The 22,098-nt window shown below is 71.3% G+C and carries 19 protein-coding genes; 10 read left to right on the top strand and 9 right to left on the bottom strand.

Annotated features, from left to right (window positions below; all coding sequences use genetic code 11):
- Positions 1–44 precede the first annotated feature (44 nt).
- Entirely contained in the window at positions 45–1,019 is a 975-nt protein-coding gene (locus tag ACIRR9_RS09020) for a class I SAM-dependent methyltransferase (protein ID WP_403749190.1), read from the top strand.
- 24 nt (positions 1,020–1,043) lie between these two features.
- On the opposite strand, the gene ACIRR9_RS09025 is transcribed toward ACIRR9_RS09020, so the two are convergent.
- The gene (locus ACIRR9_RS09025) at positions 1,044–2,243 is read right to left on the bottom strand and encodes a bifunctional adenosylcobinamide kinase/adenosylcobinamide-phosphate guanylyltransferase (protein WP_403749192.1); all 1,200 of its coding nucleotides are present in this window, start codon (positions 2,241–2,243) and stop codon (positions 1,044–1,046) included.
- Between the two features lie 215 nt (positions 2,244–2,458).
- Here ACIRR9_RS09025 and ACIRR9_RS09030 point away from each other — a divergent pair, with 215 nt between their 5' ends.
- Entirely contained in the window at positions 2,459–2,668 is a 210-nt protein-coding gene (locus tag ACIRR9_RS09030) for a hypothetical protein (RefSeq protein ID WP_123977802.1), read from the top strand.
- Between the two features lie 58 nt (positions 2,669–2,726).
- Here ACIRR9_RS09030 and ACIRR9_RS09035 read toward each other — a convergent pair whose 3' ends face one another.
- The 3 genes from ACIRR9_RS09035 to ACIRR9_RS09045 all read right to left on the bottom strand — a co-directional run bounded on the left by ACIRR9_RS09035 (position 2,727) and on the right by ACIRR9_RS09045 (position 5,330).
- Positions 2,727–3,800 (bottom strand): S1C family serine protease, encoded by a 1,074-nt coding sequence (locus ACIRR9_RS09035; RefSeq protein ID WP_403749194.1) that lies wholly within the window; start codon positions 3,798–3,800, stop codon positions 2,727–2,729.
- A gap of 70 nt (positions 3,801–3,870) precedes the next feature.
- On the bottom strand, positions 3,871–4,572 hold the full coding sequence (locus ACIRR9_RS09040; RefSeq protein WP_365336081.1) for a methyltransferase domain-containing protein: 702 nt from the start codon (positions 4,570–4,572) through the stop codon (positions 3,871–3,873).
- Between the two features lie 83 nt (positions 4,573–4,655).
- The gene (locus ACIRR9_RS09045) at positions 4,656–5,330 is read right to left on the bottom strand and encodes a DUF3043 domain-containing protein (protein ID WP_403749196.1); all 675 of its coding nucleotides are present in this window, start codon (positions 5,328–5,330) and stop codon (positions 4,656–4,658) included.
- 205 nt (positions 5,331–5,535) lie between these two features.
- Between ACIRR9_RS09045 and ACIRR9_RS09050 the strand changes: the two genes are divergently transcribed.
- The 6 genes from ACIRR9_RS09050 to ACIRR9_RS09075 all read left to right on the top strand — a co-directional run bounded on the left by ACIRR9_RS09050 (position 5,536) and on the right by ACIRR9_RS09075 (position 14,385).
- Complete coding sequence (locus tag ACIRR9_RS09050) at positions 5,536–6,327, top strand: PspA/IM30 family protein (protein WP_403749198.1); 792 nt, start codon at positions 5,536–5,538, stop codon at positions 6,325–6,327.
- A gap of 28 nt (positions 6,328–6,355) precedes the next feature.
- Positions 6,356–6,634, top strand: a complete 279-nt coding sequence (locus tag ACIRR9_RS09055; protein ID WP_365336117.1) for a hypothetical protein — start codon at positions 6,356–6,358, stop codon at positions 6,632–6,634.
- 148 nt (positions 6,635–6,782) lie between these two features.
- Entirely contained in the window at positions 6,783–8,036 is a 1,254-nt protein-coding gene (locus tag ACIRR9_RS09060; protein ID WP_403749200.1) for a sensor histidine kinase, read from the top strand.
- Positions 8,033–8,713, top strand: coding sequence for a response regulator (locus tag ACIRR9_RS09065; protein ID WP_403749202.1), 681 nt, complete (start codon positions 8,033–8,035; stop codon positions 8,711–8,713). The genes ACIRR9_RS09060 and ACIRR9_RS09065 overlap by 4 nt, the downstream gene beginning before the upstream one ends.
- A 181-nt stretch (positions 8,714–8,894) precedes the next feature.
- Positions 8,895–12,008, top strand: a complete 3,114-nt coding sequence (locus tag ACIRR9_RS09070) for an efflux RND transporter permease subunit (protein WP_403749204.1) — start codon at positions 8,895–8,897, stop codon at positions 12,006–12,008.
- Between the two features lie 115 nt (positions 12,009–12,123).
- A complete protein-coding gene (locus tag ACIRR9_RS09075; protein WP_403749206.1) occupies positions 12,124–14,385 on the top strand; it encodes a PQQ-binding-like beta-propeller repeat protein in 2,262 nt (753 codons plus the stop codon).
- 28 nt (positions 14,386–14,413) lie between these two features.
- Here ACIRR9_RS09075 and ACIRR9_RS09080 read toward each other — a convergent pair whose 3' ends face one another.
- Together ACIRR9_RS09080 and nadA are read right to left on the bottom strand one after the other, a co-directional pair.
- Complete coding sequence (locus ACIRR9_RS09080; protein ID WP_403749208.1) at positions 14,414–14,992, bottom strand: Uma2 family endonuclease; 579 nt, start codon at positions 14,990–14,992, stop codon at positions 14,414–14,416.
- A 162-nt stretch (positions 14,993–15,154) separates the two neighbouring features.
- On the bottom strand, positions 15,155–16,339 hold the full coding sequence (nadA, locus tag ACIRR9_RS09085) for a quinolinate synthase NadA (RefSeq protein ID WP_403749210.1): 1,185 nt from the start codon (positions 16,337–16,339) through the stop codon (positions 15,155–15,157).
- Between the two features lie 306 nt (positions 16,340–16,645).
- Between nadA and ACIRR9_RS09090 the strand changes: the two genes are divergently transcribed.
- The gene (locus tag ACIRR9_RS09090; RefSeq protein ID WP_030951236.1) at positions 16,646–17,002 is read left to right on the top strand and encodes an iron-sulfur cluster assembly accessory protein; all 357 of its coding nucleotides are present in this window, start codon (positions 16,646–16,648) and stop codon (positions 17,000–17,002) included.
- Positions 17,003–17,073: 71 nt separating this feature from the next.
- On the opposite strand, the gene ACIRR9_RS09095 is transcribed toward ACIRR9_RS09090, so the two are convergent.
- On the bottom strand, positions 17,074–19,197 hold the full coding sequence (locus ACIRR9_RS09095) for a hypothetical protein (protein WP_403749211.1): 2,124 nt from the start codon (positions 19,195–19,197) through the stop codon (positions 17,074–17,076).
- 105 nt (positions 19,198–19,302) lie between these two features.
- A complete protein-coding gene (locus ACIRR9_RS09100; RefSeq protein ID WP_365336071.1) occupies positions 19,303–19,512 on the bottom strand; it encodes a hypothetical protein in 210 nt (69 codons plus the stop codon).
- Between the two features lie 132 nt (positions 19,513–19,644).
- On the opposite strand from ACIRR9_RS09100, the gene ACIRR9_RS09105 reads away from it, so the two are divergent.
- A complete protein-coding gene (locus tag ACIRR9_RS09105; protein WP_362314009.1) occupies positions 19,645–20,619 on the top strand; it encodes a carbohydrate kinase family protein in 975 nt (324 codons plus the stop codon).
- A gap of 86 nt (positions 20,620–20,705) precedes the next feature.
- Here ACIRR9_RS09105 and ACIRR9_RS09110 read toward each other — a convergent pair whose 3' ends face one another.
- Complete coding sequence (locus ACIRR9_RS09110; RefSeq protein WP_403749214.1) at positions 20,706–22,085, bottom strand: cysteine desulfurase/sulfurtransferase TusA family protein; 1,380 nt, start codon at positions 22,083–22,085, stop codon at positions 20,706–20,708.
- Positions 22,086–22,098: the final 13 nt, after the last annotated feature.

A 22,098-nucleotide genomic window follows, 5' to 3' on the forward strand; every position in this document is an offset into this window, starting at 1 on the left:
CGTTTTGCAGTGGATTGTGTTCCGGGAAGCAGAGGGAGCCGCCCATGCCGCCCAAGCCCGAACTCGCCCCGGGCACCGACCGGTTCCACGAACCGCGCCGCGAGGACTGCCCCTGGTGCGGTTCCAGACGCCTGCGCACCCGTCTGCGCGCGCCCGACCTCCTCCACCACCGGCCCGGCACGTTCGCCGTCGACGAGTGCCGCGACTGCGCCCACGCCTTCCAGAACCCCCTGCTGTCCCCGGAGGGCCTCGCCCTCTACCACCGGGACTTCTTCGAGGGCCGCCTGGAGGACTACGCCGAACGGTTCCGCGCCACCCGTTCCGGCCGCCGCCGGCACCGCGCCGCGGCCCGCGCGCTGGCGGCGCTGCCGGAGCCGGAGAGCTGGCTGGACGTGGGGACGGGCCACGCCCACTTCCCGCGCACGGCGAAGGAACTCTTCCCCTACACCTCCTTCGACGGCCTGGACACCACCCTCCGGGTGGCGCGGGCCCAGACCGAGGGCCATATCGAGGAGGCCCACTGCGGCCGGCTGACCGCCCCGGAGGTCCTGGCCCGCCTCCGCGCCCGCTACGACGTGGTCAGCATGATCCACCACCTGGAACACACTCCCGACCCACGCGCCGAACTCCGCGCCGCGCTCACCGCGCTGCGTCCCGGCGGCCACCTCCTCATCGAGGCCCCGGACCCGCGCAGCATGTTCGCAAGGCTGCTGGGCAAGTGGTGGCTCCACCACGGCCAGCCCCGCCACCTGCATCTCATGCCGCCGGCCAACCTGCGGGCGGAACTGGAGTCCCAGGGCTGCGAGATCCTGAAAGCCGACCGGAAGACGCCCCACGTTCCGTACGACATCTCGGCGGCACTCTTCCTGGCCCTGGGCCGGCTGATGCCGAGGCGGTGGCTCCCGGCGGCGGCCCCGTTCGTGTCCCTGACAGCGGCCGTCGACCACGCCCTGGCTCCGCTGCTGCGCCGGACACGCTTCTCGAACACCTATCGGATCATCGCGAAAAAGGGGGGATGACAGCCCGTTGCCCGGCCGCGCCCCTCACCTCAGCACCACCGCCTGCCCCGCCACCACCAGCACCACCTGCTCGCACTCACCCGCGAACGCCGCGTTCAGCCGACCCAGTTCGTCCCGGTACCGTCTCCCGGACGCCGTCGCAGGCACGATCCCCGACCCCACCTCGTTCGACACGGCGACCACCGTGCGCCGGGTGGCCCGTACCGCGTCCGTCAGCTCCCGCACCCGCTCCCGCAGCGCCTTCTCGCCGCCCGACGCCCACTCCGTGTCGTCCCACGCCCCGACGGAGTCCATCGCGTCCGTCAGCCACAGCGACAGACAGTCGACCAGCAACGCCGGCCCGTCCTGCGCCAGCAACGGCACCAGGTCGCAGGTCTCCGTCGTACGCCACGACCCCGGCCGCCGCTCCCGGTGCAGGGCCACCCGCGCCGCCCACTCGGTGTCCCCGCCGCGGGTCCCGCCGGTGGCCACGTACAGCACGTCGGGAAAGGAATCCAGCCGCCGCTCGGCCTCCACGGACTTGCCCGACCGGGCCCCGCCCAGCACCAGCGTCCGCCGCGGTACGTCCGGCACGTCCTCGTACACCCCCACCGTCAGCGTCGTACCGTCCGGCACCGCCCGCGCCCCGGCCGCCGCCAGCCGCCGCCGCAACTCCGCGCCGGGCGGCACGTCATGGTCCAGATGCACGGCGAGGACATCCGTGGCCGGCCCCACCGAACCGACCGCCCGCAGCCGCGCCAGCGCGTCCGGCCGCCCCACGACGTCGAGGAGCACCATGTCGTACGACTCCGCGCTCCCGTTCTCCAGCCCGGCCGGCGCCCCGCCCGGCGGCAGGTACAGCAGCCGCTGCCCCTCAGGACCGGTCACCGCGTACCCGGTGCCGCCCGAGTCCATCGCCACCGCCCGCACCCGATGCCCCGTCAGCAGCGCCAGCTCCCGCCCGTCCGGCACCCGCGCCGGCTGCGGCAGCCCGGCCGGCACCTCGACGGCCGGCCCGTCGTGCGGATGCGACAGCAGCACCTGCCGTACGCCTCCGAGCGACCGCCCGGCCCGAGCCGCCGCGAACGCCGCACCGGGCGTCAGATCGAGCAACAGCGTCCCGTCGACGAGCAGCGCGGTGGCGGCCCGCGCATCCTCCCCGACGGCACACGCACAAGCCGCACAGGAACAGCCGGGGCGAGGCAGCCCCGCAGGAGCACCGGTACCGAGCAAAGTCACTTCCACGTACTGATTTTCACCCGTCCCGATGGTTCTCGCTTCAGTCGGCGCCCCCTGCAGCGCGCCCCAAAGGGGCGCGGGGCCGTATTTGACATGCGGCTCCGCCGCGTGGGCGCGACCAGCCCCCCACACACCCGCACCCACCCCACAACCTGCGGAGTTATATCGGCACCCGTACTGAACCGCATACGATGCATCAGTTGGATCAAAGGGAGGCCTACATGGCGGCATGGACGTGGCGGTTCGAGAAGGCCGACGGGACGGAGGTCCAGCCCGCGGTGGAGCCCGAGGAGTTCACCACACAGGGCGACGCCGAGTCCTGGATCGGCGAGCAGTGGAAGGCCCTGCTGGCCGGCGGCGCCGACCAGGTGCGGCTCTTCGAGGACGCCACCGAGATCTACGGCCCGATGAGTCTGCACGCGGAGGCCTAGGACGCGTCCGCGGACGTCGGCCGGGGCGGCCCCAGTCGGCCGCCCCGCCGTCGCCGCGTCACTGCCCGCCCAGCGTCACCCCCACCGTCCGCCGGACACCTTCCCGGCTGTACGTCACCGTCGTCCGCTGCCCCGGCCGGTCCGAGGCGAGCGACACGGCCAGTGAGGTGATGGTGGTGATGTGGTCGTCACCCACTTTGGTGATGATGTCCCCGGTCCGGATGCCCGCCCGGTCGGCCGCGCCCCCCGGCTGCACGCTCACCACGGCCACTCCGGCCGGCTGGTAGTTCTCGTCGACGACCGTGCGCGCGGTGACGCCGAGCGCGGCCCGCCCCGAGTCGGTCACCCTGCCCTGCTTGACGATCTGGTCGGCGATCGTCTTCACCATCGACGCCGGGATGGCGAACCCGATCCCGGGCGCCGCGCTGCCGCCCAGGTCGGGATCGCTCGCGGCGAGCGTCGGGATGCCGATCACCCGGCCGTCCAGGTCGACCAGGGCGCCACCGCTGTTGCCCGGGTTGATGGCGGCCGAGGTCTGCACCATGTTGGCGATGGTGGCGCCCGTACCGCCGCCCTCGGGGTTCTCCGTGACGGTCCGTCCGGTCGCCGAGACGATGCCCTCGGTCACGCTGGACGACAGCCCGAGCGGCGACCCCATGGCGAGCGTGATCTGCCCGACCTGGACCTTCTGGGTGTCCCCGAAGGAGGCCGGTTTCAGCCCGTCCGGGACCTTGTCGAGCCTGATGACCGCCAGGTCCTGCTCGGGGTAGGAGTAGACGAGGGACGCGGTGAGCGGTTCCTCGCTGTTGGCGGTCGTCACCCTGAACGTCTTCTCGTTCCCGACGACATGCGCGTTGGTGACGATGCGTCCGCTGCCGTCGTAGACCACGCCCGAGCCCAGGTCCCTGCTGGCCTCGATCTGCACGACCGACGGCAGCACGTTCTTGATCACCTTCAGGTACTGGTTCTGCAGATCGGTCACCGACACCGGGACGGCCGCCTGCTGGGCGGTGGTCGAACCGTCCTCGGCCGAACCGCCGCCCGGGACGGAGCAGCCGGAGACGAGGGCGAGGCAGCAGGAGCCGAGCGCGGCGGTCGTACGGAGGGTCCGTCGGGTACGGGAGACATCCATGCCCCGAGTCTCGCCGCGGGGTGCCGGTCCGGCTCGTACTGCTGACCCGAACGGGCAGGCCGCGGCGAGGTCAGCCGCGGACCCCGCACAGGTGCAGCAGCGCCGCGACCGACCGGTACGGATCCGTCCGCCCGGCCCGGTCCTCCGCCGCCAGCAGCGCCTCCACGTCGGAGGGCACCTCGGCGTCGTCCGCCGCCGTGTCCGTGAACACCCGCACCCCGTACCAGGAGTGCAGCGGCGCACCGATACCGGCGAGGGTGGCCGTCAGCGTGCCCAGCCGGTCCGCCCGTACGTCCAGGCCGAGCCGGTTGCGGTAGGAGACGGTGTCGAACGCGTCCAGCGCCCCCGCCCAGTCCCCGGCGAGCCCCGGCCGCATGGCCAGTGCCTCGGCGTTGCGCACCAGCAGCGACAGCAGTCCGCCCGGGGCCAGCATCCGGGCCACCCCGGCCAGCAGCGCGTCGGGCTCCTCGACGTACATCAGCACACCGTGGCACAGCACCACGTCGAAGCTGCCCGGCAGGAAGTGGACACCGGTGTCCCGTCCGTCCCCCTGGACGATCCGCACCCGCTCGCGGATCCCCTCCGGCTCACCGGCCAGGTTCTCCCGCGCGGCCGCGATCATCGTCGGATCCTGCTCGACACCGGTCACCTGGTGCCCGGCCCGGGCCAGCCGCAGCGCCTGCGTGCCCTGGCCCATCCCCACGTCGAGCACCCGCAGCCGCCGCCCGACCGCGAACCGCCCGGCTATCTGCTCCTCGAGCTGCCGGGCCACCAGCTCCTGCCTCACGACGTTCCGCAGCCCGCCCAGCTTGGTCAGCCAGGCCTCGGACGCATCCCCGGTGAAAGGCTCTGTGCTCAGGGCCGCTCTCCGCGCTTGACCTGCGGCTTCGGCAGCCGGAGACGGCGCATCTGCAGCGAGCGCATCAGACCGTAGGCGACGGCGCCCTTCTTGTTCTGGTCCGGGAAGCGCTCGGCGAGACGCCCCCGCAGCCGGAAGCCGCTGACGGCCGCGTCGAGCACGATCAGCACGATCACGACCAGCCACAGCAGCAGCGCGATGTTCTTGATCGCCGTGTTGTTGACCACACTCATGACCAGGATGACCACGGCCAGCGGCAGGAAGAACTCCGCCACGTTGAAGCGCGAGTCGACCCAGTCGCGGGCGAACTTGCGGACCGGGCCCTTGTCACGGGCCGGCAGGTACCGCTCGTCGCCGGTGGCCAGCGCCTGGCGCTGCCGCTCCATGGCGGCGCGCCGGTCGTCGCGCTGACGCTTGGCGGCGTCCTTGCGCGTCGTCGGCGTACTGGCCACGCTGCGGCGCTGGGACTGGGCCTCACTGCGCTTGGGCGTGGGCCTGCCCTTCGGGGCCTGCGGGTCACGGGTCTGCTTGGAGTCGGTCATCGCCGCCTTGTCGGCGGGGGCCTTCTCATCCTTGGCACGGCTACGGAACACAAAACCCAAGGGTACGGGGTGGTGGGGTGTGGGCCCTAGTCCGGCGGGGAACGATCCCGCAACGCCAGTCGTCTCCATTGGGGACAGAGGGGACGTTGCAGGCGGTTCGGGGAACCCTGGGGGGCCACCTACTACCTGTGCCGGAGCGTGGTTGTCCGCAGTCGTCCTTGGGGATGAGCGCATCGGTCCCCGAACAGTGCGGTAATGGAGGCAGGGCCCGTACTGTGGGTTCTGTCGCAGGATCTGTGAGCTGGAGTCCGTCAGAAGGGGGCGCGCGAAGCCCATGAGCGGTGTCATGAAGCGTATGGGGATGATCTTCCGCGCGAAGGCGAACAAGGCCCTGGACAGGGCCGAGGACCCGCGCGAGACCCTCGACTACTCGTATCAGAAACAGCTCGAACTGCTGCAGAAGGTCCGCCGCGGCGTCGCCGACGTGGCGACCAGCCGCAAGCGGCTCGAACTCCAGCTGAACCAGCTCCAGCAGCAGTCCGGCAAGCTGGAGGACCAGGGCCGCAAGGCGCTCGCGCTCGGCCGTGAGGACCTCGCCCGTGAGGCACTGTCCCGCCGCGCCGCGCTCCAGCAGCAGGTGACCGACCTGGAGACCCAGCACGCCACCCTCCAGGGCGAGGAGGAGAAGCTCACCCTCGCCGCGCAGCGCCTGCAGGCCAAGGTCGACGCCTTCCGTACGAAGAAGGAGACCATCAAGGCCACCTACACCGCCGCCCAGGCCCAGACCCGCATCGGCGAGGCGTTCTCCGGCATCTCGGAGGAGATGGGCGACGTAGGCCTCGCGATCCAGCGTGCCGAGGACAAGACGCAGCAGCTCCAGGCCCGCGCCGGCGCCATCGACGAGCTCCTCGCCTCCGGTGCCCTGGACGACCCGACCGGCATGGCCAAGGACGACATCGCGGCCGAGCTGGACCGCCTCTCCGGCGGTTCGGACGTGGAGCTGGAACTGCAGCGCATGAAGGCCGAGCTCGCCGGCGGCCAGCCCCAGCAGGCGATCGAGGGCGGCACCGGCCAGGGCCAGCAGGCGCAGCAGCCGCAGGACACCCCGCGCTTCGACAAGCAGTAGCCGACGCCTGGAGGGCGACATGGCCGACATGGTCGTGAGGATCATGGGGGAGGGCCAGGTGAGGCTGGCCGACAGCCACCTCACCGAACTCAACAAGCTGGACGACGAGCTCCTGGCACAGATGGAGACCGACGACGAGCCGGCCTTCCGCCGTACCCTGACCGCCCTCCTGGACAAGGTCCGAGAACGCGGCGAGCCCCTGCCGGACGACGCCCTGCAACCCTCGGACCTGATCCTCCCGTCCCCGGACGCGACCCTGGAGCAGGTCCGCGCCCTCCTGAGGGACGACGGCCTGATCCCAGGCTGACGACAGCCTGGACCGGTTGCGCGCTGATCTGGTTCTGCTCACCTCACGCCCGCCCCACCCCGAGCCTCTCGGCCTGGCGAGTCGGGCGGGGTGCAGCGGGGCGAGGGTGTAGTTCCGGTCGGGGGGAAGCCGCCGTACCGTTCAGTGCGTGAGCACCTTCGACAAGGCCCGCTGCAGAGCCGACGCACATCCCCTCGCGCTGGACGCCGCGATCGCCGTCGGCGTCCTCCTCTGCATGGTCGCCGGCTCCTTCGTCGTCCCTCACGGAGCGCACGGCGTCAAGTGGGGTGTCCGCAGCCCCGACCCCCTCAGCCTCGTCCTGATGACGCTCGCCGCCGCGGCCCTGGTGTTCCGCCGCAACGCCCCCAGGTCGGTCCTCGCCTTCACCGGCGCCGCCTCCGTCGTGGAGAGCCTCACCGGCAACCCCCGCGCCCCCGTCGCGATGGCGGCCGTGATCGCCCTCTTCACCGTCGCCGCCACCACCGACCGCCGTACCACCTGGCGCTGCGGCCTGCTCACCATGACCGTGCTGACCACCGCCGCGATGGCCGCCGGCCCACTGCCCTGGTACGCCCAGGAGAACCTCGCGATCTTCGCCTGGACCGGTATCGGCGCCACCGCCGGGGACGCCGTCCGCAGCAGAAGGGCCGTCGTCCAGGCCATCCGCGAGCGTGCCGAGCGCGCCGAGCGGACCCGTGAGGAGGAGGCCCGCCGCCGGGTCGCCGAGGAGCGGTTGCGTATCGCCCGCGACCTGCACGACGTCGTCGCCCACCACATCGCCCTGGTCAATGTGCAGGCCGGAGTCGCCGCGCATGTCATGGACAAGCGGCCCGACCAGGCCAAGGAGGCCCTCGCCCACGTCCGCGAGGCCAGCCGTTCCGCACTCAACGAACTGCGGGCCACCGTCGGCCTGCTCCGCCAGTCCGGCGATCCGGAGGCCCCCACCGAACCCGCCCCCGGCCTGCACGTCCTCGAAGAGCTCGCCGACACGTTCCGCAACGCGGGCCTCCAGGTCGAGGTCGCCCGCGCCGACCAGGGCACCACCCTGCCCGCCGCCGTCGACCTGGCCGCCTACCGGATCGTCCAGGAGGCCCTCACCAACGTGCAGAGGCACGCAGGACCCGACGCCAAGGCCGAGGTCAGCGTCGTACGCGTCGGACCGAACGTAGAGGTCACCGTCCTCGACAACGGTTCCGGCGAGGACACCGCCCCCGAGGCCGGCGGCGGCCACGGTCTGCTCGGCATGCGCGAGCGCGTCGCCGCCCTGCGCGGCACCCTCACCACCGGTCCCCGCTACGGCGGCGGCTTCCGCGTCCATGCGATCCTGCCGGTCAAGGCCGCCACGACCGACACGACCGGCCGTACGGACCGCCGTACGGCCGCCCTGGGGGACTCCGTATGACGATCCGTGTCCTGCTCGCCGACGACCAGGCACTGCTGCGCAGCGCGTTCCGCGTGCTCGTCGACTCCGAGCCCGACATGGAGGTGGTCGGCGAGGCCTCCGACGGCGCCGAGGCGGTGCAGCTGACCAAGGAGTGCGCGGCCGACGTCGTCCTGATGGACATCCGGATGCCGGGCACGGACGGTCTCGCCGCCACCCGGCTCATCAGCGCCGACCCGGCCCTCGACCAGGTCCGGGTGGTGATCCTGACGACGTTCGAGGTCGACGACTACGTCGTGCAGGCGCTGCGCGCCGGCGCCTCCGGGTTCCTCGGCAAGGGCAGCGAGCCCGAGGAGCTCCTCAACGCCATCCGGGTCGCCGCGGGCGGCGAGGCGCTGCTCTCCCCGACCGCCACCAAGGGCCTGATCGCCCGTTTCCTCGCCCAGGGCGACGGCGACGACGGCCGCGACCCGCTCCGCGCCGAGCGGCTCGACGCGCTCACCGGACGGGAGCGCGAGGTCCTGGTCCAGGTCGCCGGCGGGCACTCCAACGACGAGATCGCCGAGCGCCTGGAGGTCAGCCCGCTGACCGTGAAGACGCATGTCAACCGGGCCATGGCCAAGCTGGGCGCCCGGGACCGGGCCCAGCTCGTGGTGATCGCGTACGAGTCCGGGCTGGTCCGCCCGAGGATGGACTGATCTCCACCCGGGCGTACTGCGGTGGGAGTAGGAGCCGGATAAGGGAACGGGACCCAGGGCCTACGTGAGCAGGGCTTTCGATGGGCGAGGGTGGTGGGGTGGGCGCCCACAGGTGCCCCATCTGCTTCTCACAGCAGTTCGCAGCAGTTCACGGCAGCTCACCGAAAAGAGACCCTGACCCATGTCCTGGCTGTCCAGATTCAGCCTCGCGCAGCGGGCCCTGATAGGCCTCATGTCACTGATCGCGCTCGTCTTCGGGGCGATCGCCATCCCCCAGATCAAGCAGCAGCTGCTGCCCACCATCGAACTCCCGGTCGTCTCCGTCCTCGCCCCCTACCAGGGCGCCTCGCCGGACGTCGTCGAGAAGCAGATCGTCGAGCCCATCGAGAACAACCTCGAAGGCGTCGACGGCATCACCGGCGTCACCTCCACCGCGAGCGAGGGCAACGCCGTGATCATGGCGTCCTTCGACTACGGCAACGACACCAAGCAGCTGGTGGCCGACGTCCAGCTGGCCGTCAACCGCGCCCAGCTCCCGGACTCCGTCGACCCGCAGGTCATCTCCGGCTCCACGGACGACATGCCGACCGTGGTCCTCGCCGTCAGCTCCGGCAAGGACCAGCAGGCCCTCGCCGACCAGCTGGACAGAACGGTCGTCCCGGACCTCAAGAACATCGACGGCGTCGGCCGCGTCCAGGTCACCGGTGTCCGGGACCTCCAGGTCACCGTCACCCCGGACGACGCGAAGCTGGCGAAGGCCGGTCTGACCTCCGCCGCGCTCGCCCAGTCGCTCCAGGCGGCCGGCGCGACCGTCCCGGCGGGCTCCTTCGACGAGGACGGCGCGGGCCGCACCGTCCAGGTCGGCGGCGGACTCACCTCGCTGCAGCAGATCGAGGACCTGATGGTCACCGGGCAGGGCGTGAAGAAGCCCGTGCGCCTCGGTGACGTGGCCGCGGTCGAGGAGCAGGCGGCCCCGGCCGACTCCATCACCCGTACCGACGGCCGCCCCAGCCTCGCCGTGAACGTCACCATGGACCACGACGGCAGCGCGGTCTCCATCTCGAACGCGGTCAAGGACAAGCTGCCCAAGCTGCGCCAGGACCTCGGCTCCGGCGCCACCCTCACGGTCGTCAGCGACCAGGGCCCGGCGGTCTCCAAGTCCATCAAGGGCCTGACCACCGAGGGCGCCCTCGGCCTGGTCTTCGCGGTCCTGGTCATCCTGGTCTTCCTGGCCTCGGTCCGCTCGACCCTGGTGACGGCGGTGTCCATCCCGCTGTCCGTCGTCCTCGCGCTGATCGTGCTGTGGACCCGGGGCCTGTCCCTCAACATGCTCACCCTCGGCGCGCTCACCATCGCCATCGGCCGGGTCGTCGACGACTCGATCGTGGTCCTGGAGAACATCAAGCGCCACCTCGGCTACGGCGAGGAGCGCCAGTCCGCCATCCTCACGGCGGTCCGTGAAGTGGCCGGCGCGGTCACCTCCTCCACTCTCACCACGGTCGCCGTCTTCCTGCCGATCGGCCTGGTCGGCGGCATGGTGGGCCAGCTGTTCGGCCCCTTCAGCCTCACCGTCACCGCGGCCCTGCTGGCCTCCCTGCTGGTCTCGCTGACGGTCGTACCGGTCCTGGCGTACTGGTTCCTGCGGGCCCCCAAGGGCACCTCCGAGGACACCGCCGAGGCCCGCCGCAAGGCCGAGGAGAAGGAGGCCAACAGCCGCCTGCAGCGCGCCTATGTGCCCGTCCTGCGTTTCGCGACCCGGCGCCGCCTCACCAGCGTGCTGATCGCGATCGTCGTCCTGGTCGTCACGTTCGGCATGTCCGGGCTGCTGAAGACCAACTTCTTCGACCAGGGCGACCAGGAGGTCCTGACCGTCAAGCAGGAGCTGAAGCCCGGCACCAGCCTGGCCGCGACCGACGCCCAGGCGAAGAAGGTCGAGAAGCTCCTCGCCTCCATCGACGGCGTCAAGGACTACCAGGTCACCGTCGGCTCCTCCGGCTTCATGGCGGCCTTCGGCGGCGGCACCGACACCAACCAGGCGTCGTACTCGGTGATGCTGGACGACGCGAAGTCGTACGACAAGGTGCAGAACGCCATCGAGGACGGCCTGCACAAGCTGTCCGGCATCGGGACGACCACGGTGTCGGCCGGTGACGGCTTCGGCAGCCAGGACCTGAGCGTCGTCGTGAAGGCGTCCGACGGTGCTGTGCTGCGCAGGGCGTCCGAGCAGGTCCGGGCCACGGTCGCCAAGCTCGACGACGTCACCGACGTCACCAGCAACCTGGCGACGAGCGTGCCGCGCATCTCCGTGAAGGCCAACTCCAAGGCCGCGGCGGCCGGTTTCGACGACCAGACGCTGGGTGCCGCCGTCACCCAGGCGGTGAAGGGCACCACGGCCGCGAAGGCCACCCTCGACGACACCGAGCGGGACGTCGTCGTCAAGTCGGCCAAGCCCGCCGAGACCCTGGCCCAGCTGCGCGCCCTGCGCATCGGCGGGGTGAAGCTGGGCGACATCGCCACGGTGAAGGTGGTGGCCGGGCCGGTGTCGCTGACCCGGATCGACGGCCAGCGCGCCGCGACCATCACGGCGAAGCCCACCGGTGACAACACCGGCGCGGTCAGCACCCAACTCCAGTCCAAGATCAAGGCGTTGAAGCTCCCGGCGGGCGCGACGGCCTCGATCGGCGGGGTCACCTCGGACCAGAACAGCGCGTTCAAGAACCTGGGCCTGGCGATGCTCGCGGCGATCGCGATCGTCTTCATGCTGCTGGTCGCGACCTTCCGCTCCCTCGTCCAGCCGCTGATCCTGCTGGTCTCCATCCCGTTCGCGGCCACCGGCGCGCTCGGTCTGCTGGTCGTCACCGGCACCCCGATGGGCGTCCCCGCGATGATCGGCATGCTGATGCTGATCGGCATCGTGGTGACCAACGCGATCGTGCTGATCGACCTCATCAACCAGTACCGGAGCCAGGGTCACGGTGTCGTCGAGGCCGTGATCGAGGGCGGCCGGCACCGTCTCCGGCCCATCCTCATGACGGCCCTGGCGACCATCTTCGCCCTGCTCCCGATGGCGCTCGGCGTCACCGGCGAGGGCGGCTTCATCGCCCAGCCGCTGGCGGTGGTGGTGATCGGCGGTCTGATCACCTCGACCCTGCTGACCCTCCTGCTCGTCCCGACGCTGTACGCGATGCTCGAACTCCGCAAGGAGCGCCGGGCCGGGAAGCGGGCCGCGAAGCAGGGCCGGACGGCCGTGGAGTCCGCCCCGGTGTCCGAGGAGCCGGAACCCGCGTCCGTGTGACGCACCTGTGAGCGACGGCCGGTTCCCGGAAACCCACCGGGAACCGGCCGTCGGCGCGTTTCCCGTTCCGTATGCTGACGCATCGAACAGCCATGCGGCGAAGAGGAGTTACAGCGTGCCGCTGCGCAAGGAGGACCCGAGGTCCGTCGGCGGCTACAAGCTGATCGACCGGCTCGGGGCCGGCGGCATGGGGGCCGTCTACCGGGGCCGGGCGCGCTCCGGGCGTGAGGTCGCCGTCAAGGTGGTGCACGCCCAGTACGCCGGGGACCCCGTCTTCCGCTCCCGCTTCCGGCAGGAGGTCGAGGCCGCCCGCCGGGTGAGCGGCGCCTTCACCGCACCGGTCGTGGACGCCGACCCGGAGGCCGCCCGGCCCTGGATGGCGACCCAGTACGTGGCCGGCCGCTCGCTCGCCGACCGGCTGCGCGACCGCGGCTCCCTGCGCGGCGCCGAACTGCGGCGGCTGGCCCTCGGGTTGGTGGAGGCGCTGCGGGACATCCACCGGGCCGGGGTGGTGCACCGCGACCTCAAGCCGGCCAACGTGCTGCTGGCGGAGGACGGCCCGCGCGTCATCGACTTCGGCATCTCCCGCGCGGCCGAGAACCACCACACCCTCACCGAGACCGGCCAGATGATCGGCACCCCGCCCTTCATGTCCCCGGAGCAGTTCACCGACGCCCGTACGGTCGGCCCCGCCTCGGACGTCTTCTCGCTCGGCGCGCTCCTGGTGTACTGCGTCACCGGGCGCGGCCCCTTCGACGCCGACAGCCCCTATCTGACCGCCTACCGGGTCGTCCACCACGAGCCCGTGCTCGACGGCGTGGGCGAGCCGCTGCGCACGGTCCTGGAGCGCTGCCTGAACAAGGAGGCCGCCCGGCGGCCAGGACTGGACGAGCTCGCGGGGGAGTTGGCGGCCGTCCTGCCCGAGCCGACGGACGACGAGGCCGCCGCGCCGGACCACCCGGCCGGCGGCGACCAGGTCACCCTGGGCCTGCGCGGGGAGGCCGGGCCGGCCGACGCGGCGACCGGCCCGGTGACCGGCCGGCGCTCCGGCCGCCGTCGCCGCCCTCTCTGGGTGGCGGCCGGCACGGCCGGGGCGCTGGGCCTCGGCCTGCTGGCCTACCTCACGTACGGCCCCGGCTTCCCGCAGAGCCGGCACAGCACGCCGAGTCCGGAGGCGACCTCGCGCTGGACCGCGGTGCCCACCGGCTGGCGCCCCTGGAAGACGACGGTGTACGAGCCGGCGGAACGGGGCGAGGTCAACGCGCTGGGCGCGACCAAGGGCCCGCCGACGGGCACCCAGTCCGGCTGCCTGACCCAGGGCGACGGCGCCTACTGCGGCGGCGACGGCGTCCTGCCGGTGCGGCTGGACGCCCGGACCGGAAAGACGCTCTGGCGCGCCTCCCTCGGGGGGCCCGGCGACGACCCCACCCAGTACAACTCGACGGTCCTCGGCGTCTACGACGGCACGGTCGTCGTACACGAGACCATCACCAAGGAAGGCGCCGCGAACAACCCCGCCTACATCGTCGCCCTCGACGCACAGAGCGGCAACGAACTGTGGACCCGCAGGATCAACGACGCCAACGCCGACCTGATCATGGCCGGCGACGTCGTCCTGACCACGGACACCGCCGGCCGCACGGTGGTGGCCCGCTCCCCGCGCACGGGCGAGGCCCGCTGGGCGCTGCAACTGCCCGCCACCACCTACTGCACGTTCCTGCCGTCCGGCGCGGACCTGTACGCCCAGTGCTTCCCCACGAAGCAGGACGCCAAGTACTCCTCGCTCCTGGAGGTGAACCGCGCCGACGGATCGGTCGTCGCGAACCGGCAGATCCCCTTCGAGAGCGGCTTCCTCGGCGTCGTGGACGGCCACCCGGCCATGGTCCTCGCCGACACCTCCAGCGGCGGCTCGGTGTCCCTGGAGGACTCCACGTTCAGCAAGATCCTGCTGACCGACCCGACGACCGGGGGCCAGAGCACGACGAAGCTGGCGAAGACGTACGAGGGCTCGGTGACACTGGCCTCCGGCACCCTGTGGATCACGGGCTCGAACGGCCAGGTGACGGCGGTGTCCCCGCTGACCGGCAAGGAGCTCTGGCACACCCGTACCAGCGTGGAGAACTCCGGCTCCCCGACGTACGACGCCCGCACCCACACCCTCTACCTGGCCAGTCCCAGCGGCCGCGCGGCGGCCGTGGACACCCGCAAGGGCGCGCTGCTCTGGGAGACCGACCCCCGGGTCCAAGGCGCCTCGACGGGCAACGCGGCCGACCCCAAGGCACTTCTCTACTCAGGCGCGCTGATCGTCATGACCCCCGACGGCACCCTCTTCAGCATCGACCCCGCCCACCCGAACCGGACCAAGGCGTCGGGGTGAGTGCGGTGCGGGTCCGGGTCGGCCCGGGTCAGAGGAAGTCCGCGGTGTCCAGCTCGAAGCCGAACGGTTCAGGGAGGGCGAGCGGCTTGCCGAGCGGGCGGGTGCACTGCTCCCGGTAGTCGTCCTTCTCCGGGTCGCTGAACAGCGTGATCGAGGAGGCGTCGCGGTCGACGAGCAGATACAGCGGGACGGCCGCGCGGGCGTAGCAGCGGCGCTTGGCCTCGCGGTCGGCCTTGGGCCTGGTGGAGGTCACCTCCAGGACCATGGCGACACCCTCGCAGGGCATCCAGGATTCGGCGCCTCGGTAGAGCCGCAGTTTCATGGGAGCGAATGTGCCGTCCGGGATAACGCGGTCCTTCGGGCAGCCACCCCCGCTCTGCAACGTCAGTCCCTTGTTCCCGGAGAACTGCATTTCGGTCCGGGACCGCCTGATCACCTGGTTCACGATCAGCCCGATGTAATCTTCGTGGTCCCCGTCCGGCGGCGGCGTCACAACGATCTCCCCCTCGATCAGCTCGGCCCGGAATCCCTCCGGGGTGTCCAGGGCGAGAAAGCCCTCCAGCAGGACCTCTTCCTGCGTGAGCGGCTCATGGGCCAAGGCAGTCATGTCACGCCCCTCCTTCGGTCGCTCGCCAGACTGGGCCATCGGAAGATCACCTGTTCACGAGATGGGGAGCAGTTCCCTCGATCGTGGCACAAGACGACGGCCGGGTCCCGTGGACCCGGCCGTCGTCTGTCACGCCTTCAAGGAGCTCGGCCCCTGCGGCCTTTACGGCAGCGCGAGCATCCGCTCCAGCGCCAGCTTGGCGAACGCCTCCGTCTCCTTGTCGACCTCGATCCGGTTGACCAGGTTGCCCTCGGCCAGCGACTCCAGGGTCCAGACCAGGTGGGGGAGGTCGATGCGGTTCATGGTCGAGCAGAAGCAGACCGTCTTGTCGAGGAAGACGATCTCCTTGCCCTCGGGGGCGAAACGGTTCGCGAGGCGGCGGACCAGGTTCAGCTCGGTGCCGATCGCCCACTTGGAGCCGGCGGGCGCGGCCTCCAGGGCCTTGATGATGTACTCCGTCGAGCCGACGTGGTCGGCCGCGGCCACGACCTCGTGCTTGCACTCGGGGTGGACGAGGACGTTGACACCCGGGATGCGCTCGCGCACGTCGTTGACCGAGTCCAGCGAGAAACGGCCGTGCACCGAGCAGTGGCCGCGCCACAGGATCATCTTCGCGGCCCGCAGCTCGTCGGCGGTCAGCCCGCCGTTCGGCTTGTGCGGGTTGTAGAGGACGCAGTCCTCCAGGGACATGCCCATGTCGCGGACGGCGGTGTTGCGGCCCAGGTGCTGGTCCGGCAGGAAGAGCACCTTCTCACCCTGCTCGAAGGCCCACTCCAGGGCCCGCTGCGCGTTCGACGAGGTGCAGATCGTGCCGCCGTGCTTGCCCGTGAACGCCTTGATGTCCGCGGACGAGTTCATGTACGACACCGGCACGACCTGCTCGGCTATGCCGGCCTCGGTCAGCACGTCCCAGCACTCGGCGACCTGCTCGGCGGTGGCCATGTCCGCCATCGAGCAGCCCGCGGCCAGGTCCGGAAGGACCACCTTCTGGTCGTCCGAGGTCAGGATGTCGGCCGACTCGGCCATGAAGTGCACACCGCAGAACACGATGTACTCCGCCTCCGGGCGCGCGGCCGCGTCCCGGGCCAGCTTGAAGGAGTCGCCCGTGACGTCGGCGAACTGGATGACCTCGTCGCGCTGGTAGTGGTGGCCGAGCACGAACACCTTGTCGCCGAGCTTCTCCTTGGCCGCGCGGGCGCGGGCGACCAGGTCCGGGTCGGACGGCGAGGGCAGGTCGCCGGGACACTCGACGCCCCGCTCACTCCTCGGGTCGGCTTCACGGCCGAGCAGCAGCAGGGCGAGCGGAGTCGGCTGTACGTCGAGCTCCGGGGTCTGGGCGGTGGTCACGACACGCACCCTTTCTACTTTTCGTCGTTCTGACGTTATCTATCATAACTGCTTCACGTCACTTTGACGATGGCCATAGCGTCGATGTGACATCAATCCCGGTGCCGCACAGGAGGGTTACCGGGAGATGGCCGCCGCGGGGCCACTGTGGGGACATCCACAGCCGCTGGGCGTGACTTCGGGCGTGTGCGAGCATGAAGACGTAGAGAAAACGCGAGAAAGCGAATGCCGGCCCGGAATGAAACAGCGGACCCGCCGGTTGCACTCGTCGGCAAGCAGTCTCCGTACAACCCGGGAGAGATGTAGATGTCCGTATCGGACGAGACCAGCACCGCCACCGACGGCATCATCCTGAGTGACGCCGCCGCGGCCAAGGTCAAGGCCCTGCTCGACCAGGAAGGCCGTGACGACCTCGCCCTGCGTGTCGCCGTCCAGCCCGGTGGCTGCTCCGGCCTGCGTTACCAGCTCTTCTTCGACGAGCGTTCCCTCGACGGTGACGTCGTCAAGGACTTCGGCGGTGTCAAGGTCGTCACCGACCGTATGAGCGCCCCGTACCTGGGCGGCGCGTCGATCGACTTCGTGGACACCATCGAGAAGCAGGGCTTCACGATCGACAACCCGAACGCGACCGGCTCCTGCGCCTGCGGCGACTCCTTCAGCTGAGCCGAGCGGCCGGTAGAACACGAAGGCGGCGGTCCCCTCACGGGGGCCGCCGCCTTCGTGTTCGCGTGTGTTCAGCCCACCTTCGCCTGCGGGTCGAGGGTCGTCGCCTTCTCCTTCGGGACCGCCTTGCCGTCCGTGCCGACCACCTTCCGGCCGTCCAGCGGCGCGTCCAGGTGGATCGTCTGGTGGTACTGCTTGGCGATCATGACGCAGATCTTGTCCGGCCAGGGCGTCGCGGTCACCTTGACCACCACCTGCTCGGAGCTCTCGTCGGCCGTGACCTTGTAGTCGGCGCACACCCCGCCCGTGAAGGCGACGGTCAGATCACGGCCGTCGACCGTGTAGCCGTCCACCTTCACGTCCTTCGGAGCGGCACTGGCGCTCGCCGACGGCGTCGACGAGGAGGCGGAGGCCAGGTACTTCGGGTCCACGGCCGGATAGGTGACGGTGTACGCGTTTGCCGCGCCGCGCACCTGGAACAGCCAGGACGGCACGAGCGCCTGCCGGCCGGCGACCGACTGCGCGGCCAGCCCGAACACGGCCTTCTCGATCACGGCCGAGGACGCGGACGGTGTCGACGCGGCGCACGGCTGCTCCAGCCGGTCCTTCAGCGGTACGGAACTCGCACAGCCGCCGATGCCCATCCGGTGGCCGATGCCGGGCGCCGCGTTCAGCAGGGCCAGCGTCTTCGCGGCGCTCAGCACCGGATACGTGTCGCCCTTCGCCGGCGCCGCGAGCATTCCGTTGCCGCCGACCACCTCGCCCTGCTTGTTCACGGTCAGCCCGGTCGACCAGCCGTACGTCGGCAGCCCGCCGACCACCGGAGCGGCGTTCACCACCCGCTGCGCGCCCATCACCTGGCTCGTGTCGAGCTTCGCGTCGTCCTGGCCGAGCGCCTTCAGGACCGGCGCCGCGGCCTTCTCCGCCGCGGAGACACTCACCGGGTCACCCGCCGGTGCGATCGGGTCCTGCGCGCACACCAGCCCGCTCTTGCAGTTGTCGGTGCCGGGCGCGTAGCGGCTGTACGTCCAGATGCCCGTCCCGGTCCTGTTCACCTGGAGGCTCCCGCCGGAGCCGTCGTTGTCGGTGCCGACCTTCCAGACCTGGCCCTCGGCGACCGGTGTCCCCTCGATGCCGAGCGCCTTCGCCAGCTCGGCCACCCGGTCCTCGGAAACCGCGCCGGACGGCTGGTACACCGCGGCCGAACCGGGCCCGTCGGGCAGCGTCCCGCTCGCCTTGTAGGTCACGCCGTAGGGGTTGGGCTCGCCGGGAGCGATGCCATTGCCGCCGCTGCTGTTGCCGGTTCCGGAGGAGTACCCGTCCAGGGCGAGCGGCGGGGGAGTGGACCCGCCGGACGCCCCGGCCCCCGTACCGCCAACGGAACCGTCACGCCCGGCCAGGAGGGCGCCGCCACCGCCGACCAGGAGTACGGCGGCGGCCACCGAGGCGATGACAAGGCCGGAGGAGCGGCGGCGGACGGGATGGCCGACGGGCTCGGTCTCGGGCCCACCGGCCGCAGAGGCGAGGACTTCCGGCTCGGCCACCGCCGAGGCCGGGGGAACGGCTTCCGCGCCGAGCTCATCGACCGACTCCACGGCGGCGACTGCGGCCGGCTGCTCCTGGGCAGCTTCCGGTGCAACGGCTCCCACCGACTCGGCACCGGCTTGCGCGCCGACGGCTTCCTCCCGCTCGGGGGCCGCATCCGAGCCGGGGGCCTTCTCCGGTGCGGGGGCTGCTGCCGGCCCGGAGGTGGAGGCTGCGGCCGGAGGCTCCTCCGCGGCGAGGGTCTTCAGCGGCTTGGGGGACCCCTCTGCAGTGGGGGTCTTTTCCGGCTCGGGGGCCGGTGCGGATGCGGGGGCGGCTTCTGCGGCGGGAGCCGCTGTCGGCTCCGGGGGCGCCTCCGCGGCGGGCGCCTTCTCCGGCGCGGGGGTCTCCTCCGCCGCAGCGTCCTTCACCGGCTCCGGGGACGCTTCCGGCTCGCGGGCTCGCGACGGCTCGGTGGTCTTCTCCGGCTCGGAGGGCTTCTTCGGCGCGGTGGCCTTCGGCTCCGGGGCGGCCTCGTTCACGGCGTCCTCGGTGGACTCCGCGTCGGCCCGGGTGCCGGGTCCGGCAGTCTCCGTGCTCTCCTGGGCCTCGGGGGGCTCCCCGGCGGTGCCCGCGGACGCGTCGTCGTTCTCGGGTCGCTCGCTCTTCACCGCATCGCTCCTTGCCAGCGTCGTATCCCGCCTCCCCTTCACGGGGGACGGCCATGGGACGCGGGAGGGGAGCGCGCGGTTCCCTGGAAACGCGCCGGGCGGAACTCAGTCGCCGTAGTCGGACATCGCGTCCAGCAGTCTGGCGGACTTCTTCGGCACGGTCACCCCGTGGATGAGTGACGGCGGCACCGGACGGGCATCGCTGTGATCGGGAACCGCCCAGTGCGGGGCCATCCGCGCGCAGTCACCGCGCAGCGACGCCAGATCGCCGTCGAGGTCGGCCGGAGCGGACGCGTGGGCCTTGAGGTTCGTCATGATGGAACCGTAAGCACGTCAGGGGTCGCGAAGAAAGATCTACTATCGGGTAGTTTTGGCACCTTCAGGGTGCCCACGCCGACCCGGTAGCGTTAACTGTCAATTACGCCTCCCCTCAGGAGAGTCCCAGCCGTGCGCATCGCAGTCACCGGCTCCATTGCCACCGATCACCTCATGACCTTCCCCGGCCGCTTCGCCGACCAGTTCGTCGCGGACCAGTTGCACACGGTCTCGCTGTCCTTCCTGGTCGACAATCTGGACGTACGCCGGGGCGGCGTCGGCGCGAACATCGCGTTCGGTATGGGACAGCTCGGCACCCGGCCGATCCTGGTCGGCGCGGCGGGCTTCGACTTCGACGACTACCGGGCCTGGCTCGACCGGCACGGCGTCGACACGGACTCCGTCCGCATCTCGGAGACCCTGCACACCGCGCGCTTCGTGTGCACCACCGACGCCGACCACAACCAGATCGGCTCCTTCTACACGGGCGCGATGAGCGAGGCCCGGCTGATCGAGCTCAAGACGGTGGCCGACCGGGTCGGCGGACTCGACCTGGTCCTGATCGGCGCGGACGACCCGGAGGGCATGCTCCGCCACACGGAGGAGTGCCGGACCCGGTCCATCCCCTTCGCCGCCGACTTCTCCCAGCAGATCGCCCGGATGAACGGCGACGAGATCCGGATACTGCTGGAGGGCGCGACGTACCTCTTCTCCAACGAGTACGAGAAGGGCCTGATCGAGACCAAGACCGGCTGGACCGACGAGGAGATCCTCGCGAAGGTCGGCCACCGGGTCACCACGCTCGGCGCGCGCGGTGTGCGGATCGAGCGGGTCGGCGAGGAGGCCATCGAGGTCGGCTGCCCCGACGAGGAGCGCAAGGCCGACCCGACGGGCGTCGGTGACGCGTTCCGCGCCGGGTTCCTGTCCGGGCTCGCGTGGGGGGTCTCGCTGGAGCGGGCGGCCCAGGTGGGCTGCATGCTGGCGACCCTCGTCATCGAGACGGTGGGTACGCAGGAGTACCAGCTGCGTCGGGGGCACTTCATGGAGCGGTTCACGAAGGCGTACGGGGACGAGGCCGCCGAAGAGGTCCGGGGCTACCTCGTCTGAGTTTCGGGTGCGGGCGCGTGGGGGCTGGTCGCGCCCACGCGGCGGCAGCCGCACATCGACACAGCCCCGCGCCCCTGAGGGGGCGCTCAGCTGATCCGGCGGACCAAGTACGCCGTTCCTCTTTCCGCCGGCTCCTCACCCACGTACTCCTGGCCCCGCATCTCGCACCAGGCCGGGATGTCCAGCCGGGCCGCCTCGTCATCCGACAGGACTCGGACCGTGCCGCCCACCGGCACGGTCCCGATGACCTTCGCCAGTTCGATGACCGGGATCGGGCACCGCTTGCCCAGTGAGTCGACCAGTACGTCAGCGGTCTGCGGCACGGCCGTCGTCGGTACCGGGGCGCCCAGTTTCTCCCGCACCCCCGCCACCACCCCCGGCAGCACCGCCAGGAACCGCTCCACGTCCGCCTCTGCCGCCCCCGCCGGCAGCGAGACCCGCACATTTCCCTCGCTCAGCACCCCCATCGCCTTGAGCACATGGCTCGGCGTCAGTGTGCTGCTCGTGCAGGACGATCCGGACGAGACCGAGAAACCCTCCCGGTCCAACTCATGGAGCAGTGTCTCTCCGTCGACATAGAGACAGGAGAAGGTGACCGTCCCCGGCAGCCGCCGCTCCGCGTCTCCCACCACCTCCACGTCCGGCACCAACTCCGGTACCCGGGCCCGGATCCGCGCCGTCAGCTCCCGCAGTCGTACGGCCTCCTGCCCGGCCTCCGCCCGGACGGCCCGCAGCGAGGCCGCGGCCGCGACGATCGCCGGCAGGTTCTCGAAGCCCGGCGCCCGCCCCGACTCCCGCTCGTCCGAAGCGCCTTGGACCGCGAACCGCACCCCCTTGCGCACGACGAGCAGTCCCACCCCGGACGGCCCACCCCATTTGTGCGCACTCGCCGTCAGCAACGACCAGTCGCCCTCGACCCGTCCCCAGCCCAGCGACTGCGCCGCGTCCACCAGCAAGGGCACCCCGGCCGCCCGGCACACCTCGGCGACCTCCGCCACCGGCTGCTCGGTGCCCACTTCATGGTTGGCCGACTGGAGGCAGGCGAGCGCGGTGTCGGGCCGCAGGGCAGCCTCGTAGGACCCGACGTCGACGGCTCCCGTCCGCCGCACCGGCACCTCGGTCACTGTCCCGCCGTCCGCCTCCAACACCTCCGCCGAATGGAGTACCGAGGAGTGTTCGACGGCTGACACGATCAGGTGACGTCCCGTCCGGCGACGACCGGCCAACGCCCCGGCGATGCCCGTATGGACGGCCCGCGTACCGGAAGAGGTGAAAGTCAGCTCGTCCGCCCGACAGCCGACGGCCTCGGCGGCCGCCTCCCGCGCGGCATCCAGCAGCATCCGAGCCTTCCGCCCCTCACGGTAGAGACGAGAGGGGTCGGCCCAACCGTCGTCGAGGGCGGCCGACAACGCCTGACGGGCGACGGGGTGAAGAGGGGCAGCGGACGCAGCGTCAAAGTAGGACACGCAGCAACGTTAA

Source organism: Streptomyces sp. NPDC101234 (genome assembly GCF_044767525.1).
GTDB lineage: Bacteria > Actinomycetota > Actinomycetes > Streptomycetales > Streptomycetaceae > Streptomyces > Streptomyces sasae.

Excerpts from the sequence above, each read along its gene's own strand:
- ACIRR9_RS09020 (WP_403749190.1), top strand. The coding sequence starts at position 45 with ATGCCGCCCAAGCCCGAACTCGCCCCGGGCACCGACCGGTTCCACGAA.
- ACIRR9_RS09030 (WP_123977802.1), top strand. The coding sequence starts at position 2,459 with ATGGCGGCATGGACGTGGCGGTTCGAGAAGGCCGACGGGACGGAGGTC.
- ACIRR9_RS09035 (WP_403749194.1), bottom strand. The coding sequence starts at position 3,800 with ATGGATGTCTCCCGTACCCGACGGACCCTCCGTACGACCGCCGCGCTC.
- ACIRR9_RS09045 (WP_403749196.1), bottom strand. The coding sequence starts at position 5,330 with ATGGAGACGACTGGCGTTGCGGGATCGTTCCCCGCCGGACTAGGGCCC.
- ACIRR9_RS09050 (WP_403749198.1), top strand. The coding sequence starts at position 5,536 with ATGAGCGGTGTCATGAAGCGTATGGGGATGATCTTCCGCGCGAAGGCG.
- ACIRR9_RS09055 (WP_365336117.1), top strand. The coding sequence starts at position 6,356 with ATGGTCGTGAGGATCATGGGGGAGGGCCAGGTGAGGCTGGCCGACAGC.
- ACIRR9_RS09065 (WP_403749202.1), top strand. The coding sequence starts at position 8,033 with ATGACGATCCGTGTCCTGCTCGCCGACGACCAGGCACTGCTGCGCAGC.
- ACIRR9_RS09070 (WP_403749204.1), top strand. The coding sequence starts at position 8,895 with ATGTCCTGGCTGTCCAGATTCAGCCTCGCGCAGCGGGCCCTGATAGGC.
- ACIRR9_RS09080 (WP_403749208.1), bottom strand. The coding sequence starts at position 14,992 with ATGACTGCCTTGGCCCATGAGCCGCTCACGCAGGAAGAGGTCCTGCTG.
- ACIRR9_RS09090 (WP_030951236.1), top strand. The coding sequence starts at position 16,646 with ATGTCCGTATCGGACGAGACCAGCACCGCCACCGACGGCATCATCCTG.
- ACIRR9_RS09100 (WP_365336071.1), bottom strand. The coding sequence starts at position 19,512 with ATGACGAACCTCAAGGCCCACGCGTCCGCTCCGGCCGACCTCGACGGC.